This is a genomic window from Burkholderia aenigmatica, from assembly GCF_048627025.1.
Classification (GTDB): domain Bacteria; phylum Pseudomonadota; class Gammaproteobacteria; order Burkholderiales; family Burkholderiaceae; genus Burkholderia; species Burkholderia aenigmatica.
This window is the reverse complement of the sequence record NZ_CP184469.1, coordinates 3,304,440-3,321,237: the sequence shown is the minus strand read 5'-3', so window position 1 is coordinate 3,321,237 and position 16,798 is coordinate 3,304,440. Positions and strand designations below refer to the sequence as shown.

The following is a 16,798-nucleotide window of genomic DNA, read 5'->3' as shown; positions in this document are numbered from 1 at the left end:
CCGCCGCACGACGGCGTGCCGTCAGTGCGGCACGCCGGATCGCACCTCAAATGGGGGCGTGCCCCGCCCCGTCCCTCTGCCGCCTACCGCAGCTCCAGCCACGACGCAGCCTTGCGCCGCCCCGGTGCCTCATTGCCGCCGCCGCCCAGCGCCTCGATCAGGTAATCGACGAACGACGCGATCCGCGACGAGATCGCGGTATTGCGGTAGTACACCGCGTGGATCGGCTGCTCGACCTCGAGCGTCTGGCGCGCGAGCACCTGCACGAGCCGGCCCGCTTCGCGATCCTGCGCGGTCAAGAAATCCGACAGGCACGCGACGCCCGCGCCATCGAGCGCGAGTTGCCGGAGCGTCTCGCCGCTCGACGACCGGATGCCGGGCTCGATGCGGCACGGTTCGCCATCGGTACCGAGAATCGGCCACACGTTCAGCGATTCGGGCTGCGTGAAGCCGAGCAGCGTGTGCTTGTCGAGATCCTCCACCTTGCGCGGCTGGCCGTGCGCCGCGACATACGCGGGGCTCGCGAGCATGCGTATCCGGCTGGTGCCGATGCGCCGGCTGTGCAGCGTCGAATCCTTCAGCCTGCCGATCCGGAAAGCGACGTCGGTGCGCCGCTCCAGCAGGTCGATGATGCCCTCGTTGCTGTTCAGCTCCAGCTCGACCTTCGGGAAGCGTTCGCGATAGCCGCGCACGAGCGGCACGATCACATGCAGCATGAACGGCGTCGCCGCATCGATACGCAGCCGCCCCGACGGCATTTCGCGTCGGGCGAGCATCTGCTCCTCCGCCGTCTCGACCGATTCGATGATCGCGCGCGCGTCCTGCAGGAACGCGCGCCCTTCCTCGGTCAGTTCGAGCCGGCGCGTGGTCCGGCGCAGCAGCGTGGTCTTCAGCTTCTCCTCGAGCCGCCCGAGCGTGCGGCTCGCCGCCGACACCGTGAGGTCGAGCTGCTGCGCGGCAGCCGTGATCGAACCGGAATCGACCACGGCGGTAAAGGCCTGGAGTTCGTCGAGCGTGATCTTCATGGCGGCACTATTGATTTGAAATCAAAACAATTTGGTTTATAGACCCGTTTTTCGGCAAAAGTAAAGGCGGCACACTGCGCTCCATCCTCACCGGACCTGGAGCACCCATCATGCCACTCGCCCTGCTTGCGCTGACCATCAGCGCATTTGCCATCGGTACCACCGAATTCGTGATCGTCGGGCTGATCCCGACGATCGGCGCCGACCTCGGCGTCAGCCTGCCGTCCGCCGGCCTGCTCGTCAGCCTTTACGCACTGAGCGTCGCGATCGGTGCGCCGCTCCTCACCGCACTCACCGGCCGCGTGCCGCGCAAGACCCTGCTCGCCGCGCTGATGGCGCTGTTCACCGTCGGCAACCTCGTCGCGTGGCAGGCGCCCGGCTATGAATCGCTGATCGTCGCGCGCATCCTCACCGGCCTCGCGCACGGCGTGTTCTTCTCGGTCGGCTCGATCATCGCGACCACGCTCGTACCGAAGGAAAAGGCCGCCAGCGCAATCGCGACGATGTTCAGCGGGATGACCGTCGCGTTCGTCGCCGGCATTCCGCTCGGCACCTTCATCGGTCAGCACTTTGGCTGGCGCGCAACCTTCCTGGTCGTCGCGCTGTTCGGCCTCGTCGCGTTCATCGGTGCGGTCGCGTTCGTGCCGCGCGGGTTGCCGCAAGCGGCGCCCGCGCCGCTCGCCCGCCAGTTCCGCGTGCTCGCGCAACCTCGCCTGCTGCTGGTCTATGCGATGACGGCCGTCGGCTACGGCGGGTCGCTGATCGCGTTCACGTACATGGCGCCGCTGCTCGAGCAGATCGCCGGCTTCACGCCGTCGCAGGTCAGCCTCGTGCTCGTCGGCTACGGCGTGTCGGTCGCGTTCGGCAACGTGTGGGGCGGCAAGCTCGCGGATAGCGCCGGCCCCGTGAAGGCGCTCAAGCGGATCTTCCTGCTGCTCGCGATCGTGCTGCTCGCGCTGACCTTCACGATCCACATCAAATGGCTCGCCGTGCTGACGATGCTCGCGTGGGGTGCGGTGGCGTTCGGCAACGTGCCGGGCCTGCAGGTGTACGTCGTCAAGCAGGCACGCCACTTCGCGCCCGACGCCACCGACGTCGCATCGGGCTTCAACATCGCCGCGTTCAACCTCGGCGTTGCGGGTGGCTCGGCACTCGGTGGCGCGATCGTTGCGCACGTCGGCCTCGGCCATACGCCGTGGATCGCGGCGGCCGTCACGCTCGGCGCATTCGCGCTCACCGCACTGAGCGGCCGGCTCGACCGCAGCGCTGGCCTGCCGGAACGCACGGCCGAACCGGTTCAACTCGCGCATTGAACGTCACTTTTTTGCAGGAGTTTGCACCCATGAACGCATCGACCCCACGCCCCCCGTTCGCCGGCAAGACGTTCGAAGTGCGCTACGACGGCCTCACCGCGCTCAACGCGTACGACGATGACGGCCGCCACATGCGCTACGAGATCACCGAAGGCCCGTACGCGGGTGCGAAGGGCGAAGTCGCCTGCACGTGGCAGCACATCGCCGGCGAAACCTACGCGATCTCGTGGCAGGAAGCCGACCGCGCGACGGTCGTGCATATCGACGATTTCGCCGCCGGCACGTCGCGGTCGTTCTTCACCGCGTCGTCGCTCGACTTCTACCGGCTCGAAGGCAGCCTGCGCGCGATCTGAACGGAACCCGACCATGTCCCCTGCTCTCACTGCACTCGACAGACTCGCCGACGGCGGCTTCAGCATCGGCCTCGAACTGCCGCTCGACAACGACTGGGCGCCGGCCGGCGACGCGCAGCGCCAGCGCGACGGCCGCCGGCCCGGCGTGCCCGATCTCGACATCCATGCGGAGCTCGCGCAACTGGCCGACACGCTCGGCTTCCGCGCGCTCTGGGTGCGTGACGTGCCGGTGTACGACCCCGCGTTCGGCGACGCCGCGCAGGTGTTCGAAACCTTCTCGTATCTTGGCTACCTCGCCGGCATCACGAACGACATCCTGCTCGGCACGGCGGCCGTCGTGCTGCCGCTGCGCGAGCCGCTGCTGACGCTGAAATCGGCTGCGACGATCCAGGAACTGAGCGGCGGCCGCCTGCTGCTCGGCGTCGCCAGCGGCGACCGGCCCGTCGAATATCCGCTGTTCGGCCGCGATTTCGCGTCACGCGGCGCGAATTTCCGCGATCAGATCGCGCTGCTGCGCGACGGCGCACGCGGGCACCTGCCGCCCGGTCTCGACGTGCTGCCCGCCACCCGTTCGCCGCTGCCGCTGCTCGTCGCCGGTCTCGCGCAGCAAACGCCCGCGTGGATCGGCGAGCACATGGACGGCTGCCTCGCGTATCCCGGCACGCCGGACGACCACCGGCAGCGCGCCGCGAACTGGCGCGCGGTGGCCGGCGACAAGCCGTACGTGAGCTTCATCCACCTCGACCTCGCGGAAGACCCGCACGCGCCACTGCAGCGGCACCGCTTCGGCGCCCGCGCGGGGCGTCTCGCGCTCATCGGGGAGCTGGCGGCCATGCGCGACGCCGGCGTGCGGCACATCGGCCTGCATCTGCGCCGCAACCGCCGCTCGCTCGACGAAACGATGGCCGAGATCGCAGCAGACGTGCTGCCGGTGTTCCACGCGGATGAAAACACGCGGACGCGCGTTGCATGACGCCGGCAAAACCCACTTCCGATACTTGATTTCAGATCAAATATTTTTGACCTGCAACGGCGTTTATCTCACCAATCCAACACGCCAGAATGGCTTCCATAGCGAACCCGTTCCACTCTCCCAGGAGCACACGATGAGCAAGATTCCCGCATTCGGCCTCGGTACTTTCCGCCTGCAAGGCCAGGCTGTCATCGACTCGGTCCGCAACGGCCTCGAGGTCGGCTACCGCGCGATCGACACCGCGCAGATCTACGGCAACGAAGCCGAAGTCGGCGAAGCGATCGCCGCGTCGGGCGTGGCCCGCGACGACCTGTTCCTCACGACCAAGATCTGGGTCGACAACTATGCGCCGGACAAGCTGGTGCCGAGCCTCGAAGAAAGTCTGCGCAAGCTGCGCACCGATCATGTCGACCTGACACTGATCCACTGGCCGGCACCGGACAACGGTGTCGCGCTCGACACGTTCATGACCGCCCTCGCCGATGCGAAGGCGCAGGGCCTCACGCGCCAGATCGGCATCTCGAATTTCAACATCGAACGGACGAAGCAGGCGATCGCGGCCGTCGGCAAGGAGGCGATCGCGACGAACCAGATCGAGTTGAGCCCGTACCTGCAGAACCGCAAGCTCGTCGAGTTCCTGAACGCCGAAGGCATCCACGTGACGTCGTACATGACGCTCGCGTACGGCAAGGTGCTCGGCGATCCGGTGATCGGCGCGATCGCGCAGCGTCACGACGCGACGCCCGCGCAGGTCGCACTCGCGTGGGCGTTGCAGCTCGGCTACTCGGTGATCCCGTCGTCGACGAAGCGCGAAAACCTCGCGAGCAACCTGCTCGCGCAGACGCTGCGCCTGACCGACGACGACATGGCGCAGATCGCCGCGCTCGAACGCAACGGCCGCGAAGTCGACCCGGCCGGCCTCGCGCCGAAGTGGGACTGAACGCGCCACCCCGTCATTCACCCTTTGATCCGCCGTGGCCCGCAGGCCGCGGCACCGACAGGACATCCCCATGACCCCGGACCCGCTTTTTCAACCGCTGCGACTCGGCGCACTGACGCTGCCGAACCGCATCGTGATGCCGCCGATGACGCGTTCGCGCGCCAGCCAGCCCGGCGACGAAGCCAACGAACTGATGGCCGCGTATTACGCGCAGCGCGCGAGCGCGGGCCTGATCGTCAGCGAAGGCACGTATATCGCGCCGCTCGGCAAGGGCTACGCATGGACGCCCGGCATTCACACGCCGTCGCAGGTCGCCGGCTGGCGCAAGGTGACGGACGCGGTGCATGCCGCGCATGGCCGGATCTTCGCGCAGCTGTGGCACGTCGGCCGGCTGAGCCACACGAGCCTGCTCGGTGGCCAGCAGCCGGTGTCGTCGTCGCCGCTCCAGGCGAAAGGCGTGAACGTGTTCGTCGCCGGCGAAGACGGCAGCACGCCGGGCTTCGTGCAGGCATCCGAGCCGCGCGCGCTGTCGATCGACGAAATCCGCGAGATCGTCGATCAATACCGCGCCGCCGCGCGCCACGCGATCGAAGCCGGCTTCGACGGCGTCGAGCTGCACGGCGCGAACGGCTATCTCGTGAACCAGTTCATCGACTCGAATGCGAACACGCGCACCGACGCGTACGGCGGCTCGCTCGAAAACCGGCTGCGCTTCCTGCGCGAAATCACGCAGGCGCTGATCGAAGGCACCGGCGACGCGTCGCGCGTCGGCATCCGCCTCGCGCCGCTGACGACGCTGAACGGCTGCGTCGACGACGATCCGGAAACGACCTACCTCGCGGCCGCGACGCTGCTCGGCGAACTCGGCGTCGGCTACCTGCACATCGCGGAAGCCGACTGGGACGACGCGCCGCTGATGCCGGTCGAGTTCAAGCGGCAACTGCGCGCCGCGTACCCGAGCGTGCTGATCTACGCCGGCGCGTACACCGCCGAGCGTGCGCGCGACGCGCTCGCCGCCGGCTGGGCCGACCTCGTCGCGTTCGGCCGCCCGTTCGTCGCGAACCCCGACCTGCCCGAGCGCCTGCGCACCGGCGCGGCACTCGCGCCGCACGACCGCAACACGCTGTTCGGCGGCGGCAAGCGCGGGCTGACCGATTACCCGACGCTGGCCCAGGCCGCGGCCTGAGCCGGCATACCGGAGACTGCTCATGAGAATCACGCTCCCTTCCCGCCTCGGTTTCGGCACCGCGCCGCTGGGCAACATGTACCGGGACATCCCGCACGAAGAAGCGCTGGCCACGGTCGACGCAGCGTGGGAAAGCGGCATCCGCTACTTCGACGCCGCGCCGCTGTATGGCGCCGGCCTCGCAGAGCTGCGTCTCGGCGAAGCGCTCGCGGGGCGCCCGCGCGACGCGTATTCGCTCGGCACCAAGGTCGGCCGGCTCGTCCTCGACGAACATGAGGACGCATCGCAGCGCGATCTCGGCGAAAAGGGCGGCCTGTTCCGCCACGGGCTGCCGAACAGGATCGTCTACGACTACACCGAAGACGGCACGCTGCGCTCGATCGATGCAAGCCTCAAGCGGCTGCGCACCGACCGGCTCGACACCGTATGGATTCACGACCCGGCCGTCGACTTTCATGGCGACGCGTGGCGCGACGTGTTCGACGTCGCGATGTCGGGTGCAGCGAAGGCGCTCACGCGGCTGCGCGACGAGAAGGTCATCCAGGGCTGGGGCCTCGGCGTGAACCGCGTCGAGCCGTGCGAACTCGCGCTCGAACGCGCGGACCCCGACGGCTTCCTGCTCGCCGGGCGCTACACACTGCTCGATCATGCGGGCGCACTCGAACGGCTGATGCCGGCAAGCGCCGCGCGCGGGCTCGGGATCATCGTCGGCGGCCCGTACAACTCGGGCGTGCTGGCGGGCGGAACCCACTACGAATATCAGCCGGCCACGCAGGCCATGCTCGACCGCGTCGCCCGCATCCGCCAGATCGGCGAACGATTCGGCGTCGATGTCCGCGCGGTGGCGCTGCAATTCTCGCTCGCGCACCCGGCCGTCGCGGCCGCGATCCCCGGTGCGAGCCGGCCCGAACGCATCGACGAGAACCTGCGCCTCGCGGCGACGCCGATCCCGGCCGAACTGTGGGATGCGCTGAAGGCCGAGCGCCTGATTGCCGCGCATGCACCGACGCCGGCAGGCGCGTGATGACGCACGGTTGCATCGCCGCATGCGGCCGCGCAACCGCGTGCAATCGCGGCTTCTATCGTCGCGATTGCCATTTCCGAATTGCGGCCTGCGCAATCGGCGTCTAGCGTTTACGGGATCGACTCCCCCGTGCCCGCTGACTTGAAAGGACGCCCGCCATGCCAAGCCGCTCCCCGACACGCGACATGCTGCTGGCCATCGCGGCCGGCGTTTCATTCACGGCCTGCTCCGCGCCGGCGTACGCCGACGCGGGTCTCACGCCGCCCGAACCGGCGACGGCGGTGCTGTCGACCACCGCGACCGGCGTGCAGATCTACGCGTGCGAATACGACCACGACCATCGGCTCGCGTGGACCTTCCAGCGCCCGGAGGCGACGCTGTTCGATGCGAGCGGCACACTCGTCGTCCGGCACGGCGCGGGGCCGTCGTGGGAAGCGCTCGACGGCAGCCGCATTACCGGCAAGAAACTCGCGGAAGCGCCGAGCGCGCGTGCCGGCAGCATTCCGCAACTCCTGCTCGCCGCGACGCCGGCCGCAACGGGCGCGACCGGCACGCTCGCCGGCGTGCGCTTCGTCCAGCGGCTCGATACCGTGGGCGGCACGCCGCCGGACGCCGCATGTTCGACCGAGCATGCGGTCGGTCGCTTCCCTTATTTCGCGCGCTACGTGTTCCTGAAGTAACACTCGACGACACCGCGCCGCACTACGCTATTCCGGCGCACCCGGCGCACCGGAAACCCAAGCGACCGGCAACCGCATCTTCCGGGCATCCATGGGCGAGGCACTTGCCCGATGCGCCCGAGGCCACGCTCGCGCTCGCGTGCGACCGCGTCACCACCGTGCTCACCACGGCGGGCAAGGCGTTTTCGGAAAACGAGCGATCCTCCGACCGGCGAAACCTACACGTCTCCGAACGCCACGATCGACATGTTCCGCCCATATCTCGACCATCTCGCGCACAATTGAGGCCCGGGCGAACACGAGAACCGCCCCCCGCGATGGCGGTATCGTCCGAATGCAGGTTGCGCGCGGCGGCGAATCCCGTCACCGGCCCCTGTTTCCACCGGCCTGCCTGGCCCCAATGAAAGATATTCGTAATTTTCGATGCATCACCCGCATTCCCCCTGCCCGTCGACCCTGCATTCAAATAATCGCCTTAACGGATTCAAACTAGGCGTATACACGCGTGTCGTCGCGACGGAGCCCCGTTGCACGCCGATATAAGCGCTGAGACATGCGCTGCATGCTCTTCCCCCAATGGGACGTGATGGGCGGTTCGCCTAACCTTCGCTACGGCAAAGCGCACGTGACGGGGTCGACGACACAACGCGTCGCACGACGCGACACCCTCGCGATCGTTTCGATTCGCACGTCATGACACGGATCACGCGTCATGCGTCCCCACGACGTTGCCGACAATCCCAACTAGATACGAGACACCCTGACGACGGTTCGCTACGGGCCGTTTCAGCATGCTGATAAAGGAGCAAGCTCATGAGTGATACCCCGGTGCAGCCGACGGTCGACGTCGGCGCGGCAGAAACGGACTTTGGCACCCAGGGAGTCATCGACCGGTACTTCGGCATTTCGTCGCGCGGCAGCACGCAGCGCCGCGAAATCGTTGCCGGCGTCACGACCTTCCTCGCGATGGTCTATTCCGTGTTCGTCGTCCCCGGCATGTTCGGCAAGGCCGGCTTCGACACGAGCGCCGTGTTCGTCGCGGTCTGCCTCACCACCGCGTTCGGCTCGCTGCTGATGGGCCTGTGGGCGAAGCTGCCGATCGCGATCGGCTGCGCGATCTCGCTGACCGCGTTCACCGCGTTCGGCCTCGTGCTCGGCAAGGGGCTGTCGCCGACGGTCGCACTCGGCGCCGTGTTCCTGATGGGCCTCGTGTTCACCGGCATCTCGGTGACCGGCGTGCGTTCGTGGATCCTGCGCAACCTGCCCGCGGGCGTCGCGCACGGCACCGGGATCGGCATCGGCCTGTTCCTGCTGCTGATCGCGTCGAACGACGTCGGCCTCGTGATCAAGAACCCGGGCGCCGGCCTGCCGGTCTCGCTCGGCCAGATCACCGCGTTCCCGGTCATCATGTCGGTCATCGGCCTGGCCGCGATCTTCGGCCTCGAGAAGCGTCGCGTGCCGGGCGGCATCCTGCTCGTCGTGATCGCAATCTCGATCTTCGGCCTGATCTTCGATCCGAGCGTGAAGTACCACGGCATCTTCGCGCTGCCGTCGCTGAGCGCACCGGGCCATGCATCGCTGATCGGCGCGATGGACATCAAGGGCGCGCTGTCGATGGCCGTGCTGCCGAGCGTGCTGGCGCTGGTGATGACGGCCGTGTTCGACGCGACCGGCACGATCCGCGCAGTCGCGGGCCAGGCCGGCCAGCTCGACGAGAACGGCCGCATCATCAACGGCGGCCGTGCGCTGACCGCCGATTCGCTCAGCTCGATCTTCTCCGGCTTCCTCGGCGGCGCGCCGGCGGCGGCCTACATCGAGTCGAGCGTCGGCGTGGCCGCCGGCGCAAAGACCGGCCTCGCGGCCGCCGTGGTCGGCCTGCTGTTCCTCGTCGTGATGTTCTTCTCGCCGCTCGCGGGCCTCGTGCCGTCGTACGCCACCGCACCGGCGCTGATGTACGTCGGCCTGCTGATGCTCGGCAGCGTGAGCAAGCTGCACATGGACGACATGGTCGACGCGATGTCGGGCCTCGTGTGCGCGGTGTTCATCGTGCTGACCGCGAACATCGTGACGGGCATCATGCTCGGCTTCTCGACGCTCGTGATCGGCCGCATCGCCAGCGGCGAATTCCGCAAGCTCAACGTCGGCACCGTGCTCATCGCCGCCGTGCTCGTCACGTTCTATCTCGGCGGCTGGGCGATCTGACCGCGAATCGTGCGCGACGTCGCCGGCAGAAGGACGGCGCGCATCGGGACGACATCGTCTCCTCCACCATCATCGTTGATGGTCTCCAGGCCTGGAAACGCAAGTTTCCAGGCTTTTTTTGTCGATGCCGCACGGCACGGCGCGCACCGCGACACGAATCCACGCGCGGTGCTACGATCGCGCTTTGCCTTCAGGAGCCCCCCATGAACGCGCTCGGCATCGTCTCCGAATCGAGCACCCGGAACTCGGCGCGCAAGCCGCCGTTCATCCCGTCGTTCGGCTTCCACGAAGTGCATGAATCGAAGCCGATCGATGCCGCCCCGGCACGCATCATCGACACGGTCACCGCGCTCGACATGCGCACGGATCCGGTCGTCAACGCGCTGCTCAACATCCGCGAATTCCCGGGGACCCTTGCCGCCGCGCTGCGCCGCGACACCACGCGACACGAACGCGAACCCTTCGGCCTCCATGCGTTCACGCCGCTGCACCGCGATGAAACGTCGCTGTCGCTCGGCCTCGTCGGCCGCTTCTGGCGTCCGGAACTCGGCGTGCTGCCGATCGCCGACGCAGCGGCCTTCATCCAGCACGACGACCCGCGCGACGCGAAGCTGGTGCTCCGCTTCGAAGTCGTCGGGCTCGCGTCGGGTGCGCACATGCTGCGCACCGAAACCTTCGTGCATTGCCCGACTGCCCGCACGCGGCTGCTGTTCATGCCGTACTGGCTCACGATCCGGATGGCGAGCGGCTGGATTCGGCGCCGCACGCTGACGGCGGTGGAGATGGCGCTGGCGTGACGCACGCGTGCGGCCGGCTCCGTTCAGAACACGTGACGCAGGCCCGCGTTGACACCGGTCGTCGTGCCTGACGCGCCGAACAACGCATTGGTGGCGGACAGGCCCGTGTTCATCGCGCCATGGTTGTTCACCATCCCGACCTGCGCGTAGAGCGTCGTCGCCTTCGACAGAAAATACTGCGCCCCCATCGCGAACATCAGCGAGTGATTGCCCGGATCGTTCCGGTCGCTCGTGATCCACACGCCCCCGTTGAGATCGAAGGCCGGCGCGACCAGACAATCGGCGCCGGCGCCGTAGACGTCGCTGCTGAAGGAGCCGGCCACCTTGAAACGGGTCCACGATGCCTTCGCCGTGAGTTTCCCCCAGGTGTAGGCGGCGCCCAGCGTGCGTCCGACGAACGGCTGGTCGGAGGGAACCGGCGTGCGCACCGGTACGCCCGCGTTGCCGTCGTACATCGCGGCGACGAGTGTCAGGCCACCGTGCGCGTAGTCGAGGCTCGCCGAATACTGGCGTCCCGCGCGAAAATCGCCGGCCTTCCCGCCCGGCGCGAACATCACGCTGCCGGCGAGACCGAACCAGCGCGGCGTGGTGTAGCTCAGCGCATTCGCATTGAAGATGCCGGTCGCCAATACGGCATCGCCGTACGTGAGGAGGCCACTGCCGAACAGCGCCATCTGACGGGGATCCGACGCATACACGGCGAGAAAGAACGGGGAGGGTTGCAGGCCGGCCTTGACCTCGCCGAACCGTCCGCCGAGCGCCATCCAGGCCTGCCGGCCCCATGCGAACCCGTTCGAGTTGTTGAAACCGCCGTTCGCGACGCTGATGCCGCTTTCGAGCTTGAACGTCGCGCGCAGGCCGCCGCCAAGATCCTCGGTCCCGAACAGCCCAAACTGGCTGGGCGCGTACCCGCTGTCGAGAAACGAAAACTGCTTTCCGGCCGGTTGCCCGCCGGCCGGGGCGGCCGTCTTGCTCAGATACAGCAGGCCGCCGTCGACCACGCCATACAGCGTCACGCTGCCCTGCGCATGGACGTGCGCGTGAGCGCCGGTCAGCAGACCCGCCAGGCAAGCATGCCGAATCTTCCCGACCACCCTTCTTCCTGACATTCCCGTCTCCTTGTCTTTCGTATTATTTTGATCAGTATTTCTAATCGATCTACCTGAAAAGATCGCGACCGGACGACGAGCAACGACCCGCTTCATCCGCGGATCGCTTCGTGCGGGCCGGCACTTGCCGGCCCGTCCCCGCGCTATCGATCGATTCGACTCATGCCGCGCGCCTTCACGCGCCCAGCGGCCCGCCAAACGGCAAGACGGTGCCTGCCGGATAGCCCCTCGTCGTACTGTCGCGCATCTGGGTGAACAGTGCCTCGACCGGCCCGGTGATCTCCATCAACTCGATGTACCCGCCCAAAGCCGAATGGGCATCGACGTACGCGGCCCGGCTGCCTCCGCCGACCACGGCATCGAGGATCACCGGGTAGCCCTGTCCGGTCAGCTCGTCGAGCCTGCGTTGATACGCATCCGGCGTGGCCGCCACGCCCCAGTGATGGAAGCCGGTACGCGGCTTGCCCGCGGCGTCGATATAAGGGCTCGGCGACGCGCAGTTCTGCTGGATCAGTTCGATCGTCATCGAACCGGAAAACCCCAGGCACAGGGTGATGTCCGGCGCGACCGGCGCGCCGCGATACGTGAGTGTCTCGAAGGGGAAATGCTCGGCAAGAAACCACGGCCCCACGTGCAGCGCGCTACCGTAGCGAGACATTGCCGTATGGATGTCGTCCACGACGTATGCCATCTGGATAATGGCATCGGACGGCTGGCCCCATTTCAAGTTCATGTTCATGTTCGATCCTCGTTGATGGTTGGCCCGATCAGGCAACCAGCGTGTATCCGCCGTCGCAGGCAATCGCCTGCCCGGTGACGTAGCGGGACTCGTCGCTCGCCAGGAACAGCGCGAGATTGGCGATGTCGACCGGCTCCTGGAGGCTGCCCAGCGGGACGTTCGCGGCGACGAAGTCGTCGGTCAGCTGCTCGACGGGCACGCCCTGCTCGGCCGCCATCGTGCCGAACAGCGCCGCCAGCATCGGCGTGCGGACCTGCCCCGGATGAACCGAGTTGCACCGGATACGGGTGTCGCGGCGCGCGCAATGAAGCGCCACCGACGTGGTGAACTGGCTGACCGCCGCCTTGGACGCACCGTAGGCGGTCAGGAATGGGGTCGGCACCAGCGCCGCGACCGATGACAGGTTGACGATCGACCCGCCGCCCGACGCCGCGATCAGCGGGACCAGGTGCTTGCAGCCGAGAAACGTGCCGGCGGTGTTGATCGCGAAGATGGCGTTCCAGTCGGCCAGCGACGTGTGCTCGGGATCGCGGGGCGCGCCGCGCCGGCCGTCGATTCCCGCATTGTTGACCAGGATGTGGAGCGAACCGAACGTCTTTTCCACATGTGCCTTCAGGTCGGTCCAGCCCGTCTCGGACGACACGTCCTGAATCGCGAACGTCGCACCGATCGCGTCCGCCTCGGCTTGCCCCGCCGGATCGACATCGGTCATCACGACACGCGCGCCCTCCTCACGCAGCCGGGCGGCAATGGCCAGTCCCAGCCCTTTGGCCGCGCCGGTGACCAGCGCAACCTTCCCTTCCACTCGTCCTGTCATGTCATCTGTCTCCTGTATGGGTATCGAGCGTGCTCCACCGGCATCACGCTTCCTGAAACTCGTACATCACCGGCACACGGATGTGATCGGCCGCATGATTGGCGCGCGCGAGACCCAGCATCAACTCCGCGTCGATCAGCCCGGCCACCCGGCCGTCGTCCTCATATCCGGCAAGCGGGCCGTACACCGTCGCATAGAGCACGAAGCCGGTCGTCGTGGTGGGCGTATGAATGGCGCCCGTTTGCTCCCACACGTACCAGCCGGCCGTGCCGCGATCCGCGTCGTAGCCGAACTCGCCCTCGAGCATGAAGCCCTCGATCGCGCCGAGGTGATGATGAATCGGCGCCTGGGTGTCGGCGCCGACTTTCAACAGCATCGTGAAGCCACCCGTCTTCAGGTCGACGTTCAGCAACTTGAACCAGGTATTCGGCATGACCCAGTCGGTCCACGGCAAGGTGGCCGGGTTGAAGAAGACGTTGGTCTTCTGGTGACGCACGCGTGGCGTGCCGGACGGGGTGGCGGAAATAGCGTTCATGGCCTTCTGGACTCCTTGGAATGTCCTGATTGCGGTGGAAAACCTGCGTGATACGATCAGGCAAACGGTGCCCGGCCGGCTTGGCACACAGCGCCAATCGATTGACCTGGGGCGCCACCGTCCCGAAAGCAGTGCGTTCGAAGGTGGAGCACGAATTGGATCGACCAGCAGGCATGTCGGGCTCGGCCCTCGCGGGCGAGGCCGGTCTATCGGAGTGGGAAGCCGTCATCCGCGGCGTCTACGGGCCGTCGACGTTCGAAATGAGCCGGCCGGACGCGTTTGCCGGCCTCTATCGGCAGGCCGCCGGGTCGCTGGTCAGCACGATCTCCGGCAATGTCGCCAGCGTCCGGACCGACGGCAGCGTCGGTCAGTGGCGCGATGGGCAGTCGGTGTTCGTGGTCGTTGCGCAGGAAGGGGAAACCCGCATGAGCCAGGACGGCGCATCGCTCGTGCTGCGCCCGGGCGACATCACCATCGCCGACCCGCACCGCTCATGGGACTACCGGTTTTCGGGCCGCTTCTCGCATCTGTCGGTGATCGTGCCGCGCTCGGTGCTTTCCCTTCATCCGGACGGCCCCGACGCAACGGTGTTGTGGCACTGCCCTTCGCAAAGCCGCCTGGCGCGGGCAATCCACGCATTGTCCCGGCTGATGGCCGAAGACGAGGCCGACGCACCGGATCGGCCGGGCGAAGCGGCGAGCCTGCATGCGGCGTTGATCGATCTACTGGCGGGCGGCCTCGCGACCGGTGCGGCAACCGAACCCGCATGCGACTCGCCGGCCCCACGCCAGGATCCGCGCTATCGCCGTGCGCTGCTCGCCATCGACGACCATCTGCGCGATCCGGGCCTGTCGTCGGCGCACCTAGCCAACCTCCTGGGCATGTCGCTACGCACGCTTCACCGGTTGTTCCAGCAACAGGGGACGACCGTATCCGGCCATTTGCTCGCCCGCCGCCTCGATCTTTGCTACCGGCAGTTGCAGAGCCCGCGCCATCGCGACCGGACGATCACCGATATCGCGTTCGAATGCGGCTTCAACGACCTGAGCCACTTCTCGCGCAGCTTCCGGCGGCGCTTTGGCGTGACGCCGGGCGCGGTGCGATCGCATCCCGGCCATGCCGGTGCGCGCCGCGCGGCAGAATGAGCGGGCTGCCGCTGCCGCGCAGATGGCGCTCGCAGCCATCGCAACCCGTCTCGTGAACGCATACGTGCACGACCCGCAGCGTTCGCTGCGATGTCGCGCACCGGCCGAAGAAGGTTCGGCCTCGCCGCGCCTGCCATTGCGGCATGCGCGGGCGATCCGCATCAAAACGGCTTGATCACGACCAGCCCGACGACGATCGCCGTCGCGGCCACGACCGCGCCCGCCGCCTGCCCGAGCCAGGGCGCCGGCACGACCACGAGATCGTCGCGTTCCATGCGCCGCAGCGTGCCGGACAGGATCCCGTGCAGCGCCGACAGCGCGACCACCACCACAAGCTTCACCGACAGCCACGCCGCGCCGAACCAGTGGCCGTTCAGCGCCAGCGCGATCCCCGCGATCCAGACGAGCGCGAGCGCGGGTGCCGTCACCGTGCGGTCCCAGCGCCGCACCGCGCGATGCACGGCGAGGTTGGCGATGCGCACGCCAACGGACAGCAGCAGCAAGCCGCCGACGAACGTGACGACGGCGACGACATGAATGGCCTTGAGCCATAGATAGATCATCGCGCGTGCCTCCTGCGCGCGATCCATCCGGCACTCGTCAGCCCCACAAACGGCACCACGGCGGCCAGCACGAGCCGCGCGACTTCGGCCTTGCTCCACAACCCGCTCGACGCGGTGCCGACAACCGCCCACACGTACATCGCGAACGCGATGCCGTGCACCGGGCCCATGATCGATACCGCGGCCGGATAACCGGCCAGGTGCTTGAGCGGCACGGCGACGCACACCAGCACGACGAGCGTGGTCGCCTCCAGCAACGACAGGTATTGCAGGTTCCGCAATGCATTGCGATCGTCTTGTTGCATCGGCAATCTCCAGGTTGGCCTGCGACGATTGTCGCGTGTGGTGCCGTTTCGAGCCATTGGCTAAAATGACATCTTTAAACGGATTCTGGCCAAACCCCCGAACGCCATGCATACGGTCGCCGTGCTCGCCCTGCCCGATGTCGTCCCGTTCGATCTGGGCATTGCGTGCGACACGTTCGCGCGCGTGCGGTCGCCCGACGTCGCGCAGCCATACCGCGTGCGCGTGTGCAGCGAGCACGCGCGTGTCGCGGGCGACCTGTTCGACCTGCGCCCGCCGTTTCGTCTCGACGCGCTCATCGATGCCGATACGATCGTCGTCCCCGGCACGTCCGTGCCGCTCGCGCCCACGTCGCGCCACGTGATCGCGGCACTGCACGCGGCGGCCGCGCGCGGGTGCCGGATCGCGTCGATCTGCAGCGGCGCGTTCGTGCTCGCGGAAGCCGGGCTGCTCGACGGCCTGCGCGCGACGACGCACTGGCTCGCGGCCGCCGAACTCGCGCGCCGCTATCCACGCGTGACGGTCGATCCGAACGTGCTGTTCGTCGACAACGGGCAGATCCTGACGTCGGCCGGCGCGGCGGCCGGCCTCGATCTGTGCCTGCACCTGATCCAGGCCGACTACGGTGCGGCGGTCGCCGTCGACGCCGCGCGCTGCGCGGTGGCCCCGCGCGTCCGCGAAGGCGGGCAGGCGCAGTTCATCGCGCCGGAATGGCCGAGCGGCACCGACGGCCTGCAAAGCCTGATGGACTGGCTGCAGGCCAACCTGCGCAAGCCGCTCACGCTCGACGCGATGGCCCGCAAGGCGTCGACGAGCGTGCGCACGCTGACGCGGCGCTTCCAGGAGCAGACGGGCACATCGCCGCGGCAATGGCTGCAGACCGCGCGCGTCAGGCATGCGCAGCAGTTGCTGGAGGTCACGGAGCTGTCGATCGAGCATGTCGCGACGGAGGCCGGCTTCGGTTCGGTCACCGCGTTTCGCGAACGGTTCGCGCGCATCGTCGGCACGTCGCCGCAGCGGTATCGTCAGGCGTTCCGCGCGCGAACCGGCGCATGATGATCACCTCGCCGATACCCACCGCGCCCCGGCTCGCG

At 67.7% G+C, this 16,798-nt stretch carries 18 protein-coding genes; 11 read left to right on the top strand and 7 right to left on the bottom strand.

All coding sequences use genetic code 11. From position 1 onward, the window contains the following. Positions 1–83 precede the first annotated feature (83 nt). Complete coding sequence (locus tag ACN8ZM_RS32030) at positions 84–1,025, bottom strand: LysR substrate-binding domain-containing protein (protein WP_420211791.1); 942 nt, start codon at positions 1,023–1,025, stop codon at positions 84–86. A 110-nt stretch (positions 1,026–1,135) separates the two neighbouring features. Between ACN8ZM_RS32030 and ACN8ZM_RS32025 the strand changes: the two genes are divergently transcribed. From ACN8ZM_RS32025 to ACN8ZM_RS31985, 9 genes are all read left to right on the top strand, one after another. Then, positions 1,136–2,338 carry an MFS transporter gene (locus ACN8ZM_RS32025; protein ID WP_420211790.1) on the top strand — a complete coding sequence of 401 codons (1,203 nt, stop codon included), beginning with the start codon at positions 1,136–1,138 and terminating at the stop codon, positions 2,336–2,338. A gap of 29 nt (positions 2,339–2,367) precedes the next feature. Continuing rightward, positions 2,368–2,691 (top strand): MoaF-related domain-containing protein, encoded by a 324-nt coding sequence (locus ACN8ZM_RS32020; protein WP_043180988.1) that lies wholly within the window; start codon positions 2,368–2,370, stop codon positions 2,689–2,691. 13 nt (positions 2,692–2,704) lie between these two features. Then, positions 2,705–3,664 carry a TIGR03571 family LLM class oxidoreductase gene (locus tag ACN8ZM_RS32015; protein WP_420211789.1) on the top strand — a complete coding sequence of 320 codons (960 nt, stop codon included), beginning with the start codon at positions 2,705–2,707 and terminating at the stop codon, positions 3,662–3,664. A gap of 133 nt (positions 3,665–3,797) precedes the next feature. Beyond that, a complete protein-coding gene (dkgB, locus tag ACN8ZM_RS32010; protein ID WP_420211788.1) occupies positions 3,798–4,604 on the top strand; it encodes a 2,5-didehydrogluconate reductase DkgB in 807 nt (268 codons plus the stop codon). Positions 4,605–4,674: 70 nt separating this feature from the next. Continuing rightward, positions 4,675–5,790: an alkene reductase gene (locus tag ACN8ZM_RS32005; protein ID WP_420211787.1), complete on the top strand. Its 1,116-nt coding sequence runs from the start codon at positions 4,675–4,677 to the stop codon at positions 5,788–5,790. A 22-nt stretch (positions 5,791–5,812) separates the two neighbouring features. Further along, positions 5,813–6,814 (top strand): aldo/keto reductase, encoded by a 1,002-nt coding sequence (locus ACN8ZM_RS32000; protein ID WP_420211786.1) that lies wholly within the window; start codon positions 5,813–5,815, stop codon positions 6,812–6,814. 158 nt (positions 6,815–6,972) lie between these two features. Beyond that, the gene (locus tag ACN8ZM_RS31995; RefSeq protein WP_420211785.1) at positions 6,973–7,494 is read left to right on the top strand and encodes a DUF3455 domain-containing protein; all 522 of its coding nucleotides are present in this window, start codon (positions 6,973–6,975) and stop codon (positions 7,492–7,494) included. A gap of 813 nt (positions 7,495–8,307) precedes the next feature. Next, positions 8,308–9,696, top strand: a complete 1,389-nt coding sequence (locus ACN8ZM_RS31990; protein ID WP_043181004.1) for an NCS2 family permease — start codon at positions 8,308–8,310, stop codon at positions 9,694–9,696. A 203-nt stretch (positions 9,697–9,899) separates the two neighbouring features. Then, positions 9,900–10,493, top strand: a complete 594-nt coding sequence (locus ACN8ZM_RS31985) for a hypothetical protein (protein ID WP_420211784.1) — start codon at positions 9,900–9,902, stop codon at positions 10,491–10,493. A 23-nt stretch (positions 10,494–10,516) separates the two neighbouring features. On the opposite strand, the gene ACN8ZM_RS31980 is transcribed toward ACN8ZM_RS31985, so the two are convergent. The 4 genes from ACN8ZM_RS31980 to ACN8ZM_RS31965 all read right to left on the bottom strand — a co-directional run bounded on the left by ACN8ZM_RS31980 (position 10,517) and on the right by ACN8ZM_RS31965 (position 13,693). Continuing rightward, on the bottom strand, positions 10,517–11,602 hold the full coding sequence (locus ACN8ZM_RS31980) for a porin (protein WP_420211783.1): 1,086 nt from the start codon (positions 11,600–11,602) through the stop codon (positions 10,517–10,519). A gap of 175 nt (positions 11,603–11,777) precedes the next feature. Beyond that, positions 11,778–12,341 carry a VOC family protein gene (locus ACN8ZM_RS31975; protein WP_420211782.1) on the bottom strand — a complete coding sequence of 188 codons (564 nt, stop codon included), beginning with the start codon at positions 12,339–12,341 and terminating at the stop codon, positions 11,778–11,780. 28 nt (positions 12,342–12,369) lie between these two features. Beyond that, on the bottom strand, positions 12,370–13,146 hold the full coding sequence (locus tag ACN8ZM_RS31970) for an SDR family oxidoreductase (RefSeq protein WP_420211781.1): 777 nt from the start codon (positions 13,144–13,146) through the stop codon (positions 12,370–12,372). A gap of 55 nt (positions 13,147–13,201) precedes the next feature. Beyond that, on the bottom strand, positions 13,202–13,693 hold the full coding sequence (locus ACN8ZM_RS31965) for a 2,4'-dihydroxyacetophenone dioxygenase family protein (RefSeq protein ID WP_420211780.1): 492 nt from the start codon (positions 13,691–13,693) through the stop codon (positions 13,202–13,204). A gap of 29 nt (positions 13,694–13,722) precedes the next feature. On the opposite strand from ACN8ZM_RS31965, the gene ACN8ZM_RS31960 reads away from it, so the two are divergent. Next, on the top strand, positions 13,723–14,838 hold the full coding sequence (locus tag ACN8ZM_RS31960; protein ID WP_143331047.1) for a helix-turn-helix domain-containing protein: 1,116 nt from the start codon (positions 13,723–13,725) through the stop codon (positions 14,836–14,838). 161 nt (positions 14,839–14,999) lie between these two features. On the opposite strand, the gene ACN8ZM_RS31955 is transcribed toward ACN8ZM_RS31960, so the two are convergent. Together ACN8ZM_RS31955 and ACN8ZM_RS31950 are read right to left on the bottom strand one after the other, a co-directional pair. Further along, positions 15,000–15,401, bottom strand: coding sequence for a CopD family protein (locus tag ACN8ZM_RS31955; RefSeq protein ID WP_043181476.1), 402 nt, complete (start codon positions 15,399–15,401; stop codon positions 15,000–15,002). Then, positions 15,398–15,706, bottom strand: coding sequence for a DUF3817 domain-containing protein (locus tag ACN8ZM_RS31950; RefSeq protein ID WP_043181008.1), 309 nt, complete (start codon positions 15,704–15,706; stop codon positions 15,398–15,400). The genes ACN8ZM_RS31955 and ACN8ZM_RS31950 overlap by 4 nt, the downstream gene beginning before the upstream one ends. Before the next feature lie 106 nt (positions 15,707–15,812). On the opposite strand from ACN8ZM_RS31950, the gene ACN8ZM_RS31945 reads away from it, so the two are divergent. Continuing rightward, positions 15,813–16,760, top strand: a complete 948-nt coding sequence (locus ACN8ZM_RS31945; protein ID WP_420211779.1) for a GlxA family transcriptional regulator — start codon at positions 15,813–15,815, stop codon at positions 16,758–16,760. Positions 16,761–16,798 lie beyond the last annotated feature (38 nt).

What these genes read in the sequence shown, in the direction of transcription:
- ACN8ZM_RS32030 (WP_420211791.1), bottom strand. Translation starts at nt 1,025, where the DNA reads ATGAAGATCACGCTCGACGAACTCCAGGCCTTTACCGCCGTGGTCGAT.
- ACN8ZM_RS32025 (WP_420211790.1), top strand. Translation starts at nt 1,136, where the DNA reads ATGCCACTCGCCCTGCTTGCGCTGACCATCAGCGCATTTGCCATCGGT.
- ACN8ZM_RS32020 (WP_043180988.1), top strand. Translation starts at nt 2,368, where the DNA reads ATGAACGCATCGACCCCACGCCCCCCGTTCGCCGGCAAGACGTTCGAA.
- ACN8ZM_RS32015 (WP_420211789.1), top strand. Translation starts at nt 2,705, where the DNA reads ATGTCCCCTGCTCTCACTGCACTCGACAGACTCGCCGACGGCGGCTTC.
- dkgB (WP_420211788.1), top strand. Translation starts at nt 3,798, where the DNA reads ATGAGCAAGATTCCCGCATTCGGCCTCGGTACTTTCCGCCTGCAAGGC.
- ACN8ZM_RS32005 (WP_420211787.1), top strand. Translation starts at nt 4,675, where the DNA reads ATGACCCCGGACCCGCTTTTTCAACCGCTGCGACTCGGCGCACTGACG.
- ACN8ZM_RS32000 (WP_420211786.1), top strand. Translation starts at nt 5,813, where the DNA reads ATGAGAATCACGCTCCCTTCCCGCCTCGGTTTCGGCACCGCGCCGCTG.
- ACN8ZM_RS31995 (WP_420211785.1), top strand. Translation starts at nt 6,973, where the DNA reads ATGCCAAGCCGCTCCCCGACACGCGACATGCTGCTGGCCATCGCGGCC.
- ACN8ZM_RS31990 (WP_043181004.1), top strand. Translation starts at nt 8,308, where the DNA reads ATGAGTGATACCCCGGTGCAGCCGACGGTCGACGTCGGCGCGGCAGAA.
- ACN8ZM_RS31985 (WP_420211784.1), top strand. Translation starts at nt 9,900, where the DNA reads ATGAACGCGCTCGGCATCGTCTCCGAATCGAGCACCCGGAACTCGGCG.
- ACN8ZM_RS31980 (WP_420211783.1), bottom strand. Translation starts at nt 11,602, where the DNA reads ATGTCAGGAAGAAGGGTGGTCGGGAAGATTCGGCATGCTTGCCTGGCG.
- ACN8ZM_RS31975 (WP_420211782.1), bottom strand. Translation starts at nt 12,341, where the DNA reads ATGAACATGAACTTGAAATGGGGCCAGCCGTCCGATGCCATTATCCAG.
- ACN8ZM_RS31965 (WP_420211780.1), bottom strand. Translation starts at nt 13,693, where the DNA reads ATGAACGCTATTTCCGCCACCCCGTCCGGCACGCCACGCGTGCGTCAC.
- ACN8ZM_RS31955 (WP_043181476.1), bottom strand. Translation starts at nt 15,401, where the DNA reads ATGATCTATCTATGGCTCAAGGCCATTCATGTCGTCGCCGTCGTCACG.
- ACN8ZM_RS31950 (WP_043181008.1), bottom strand. Translation starts at nt 15,706, where the DNA reads ATGCAACAAGACGATCGCAATGCATTGCGGAACCTGCAATACCTGTCG.
- ACN8ZM_RS31945 (WP_420211779.1), top strand. Translation starts at nt 15,813, where the DNA reads ATGCATACGGTCGCCGTGCTCGCCCTGCCCGATGTCGTCCCGTTCGAT.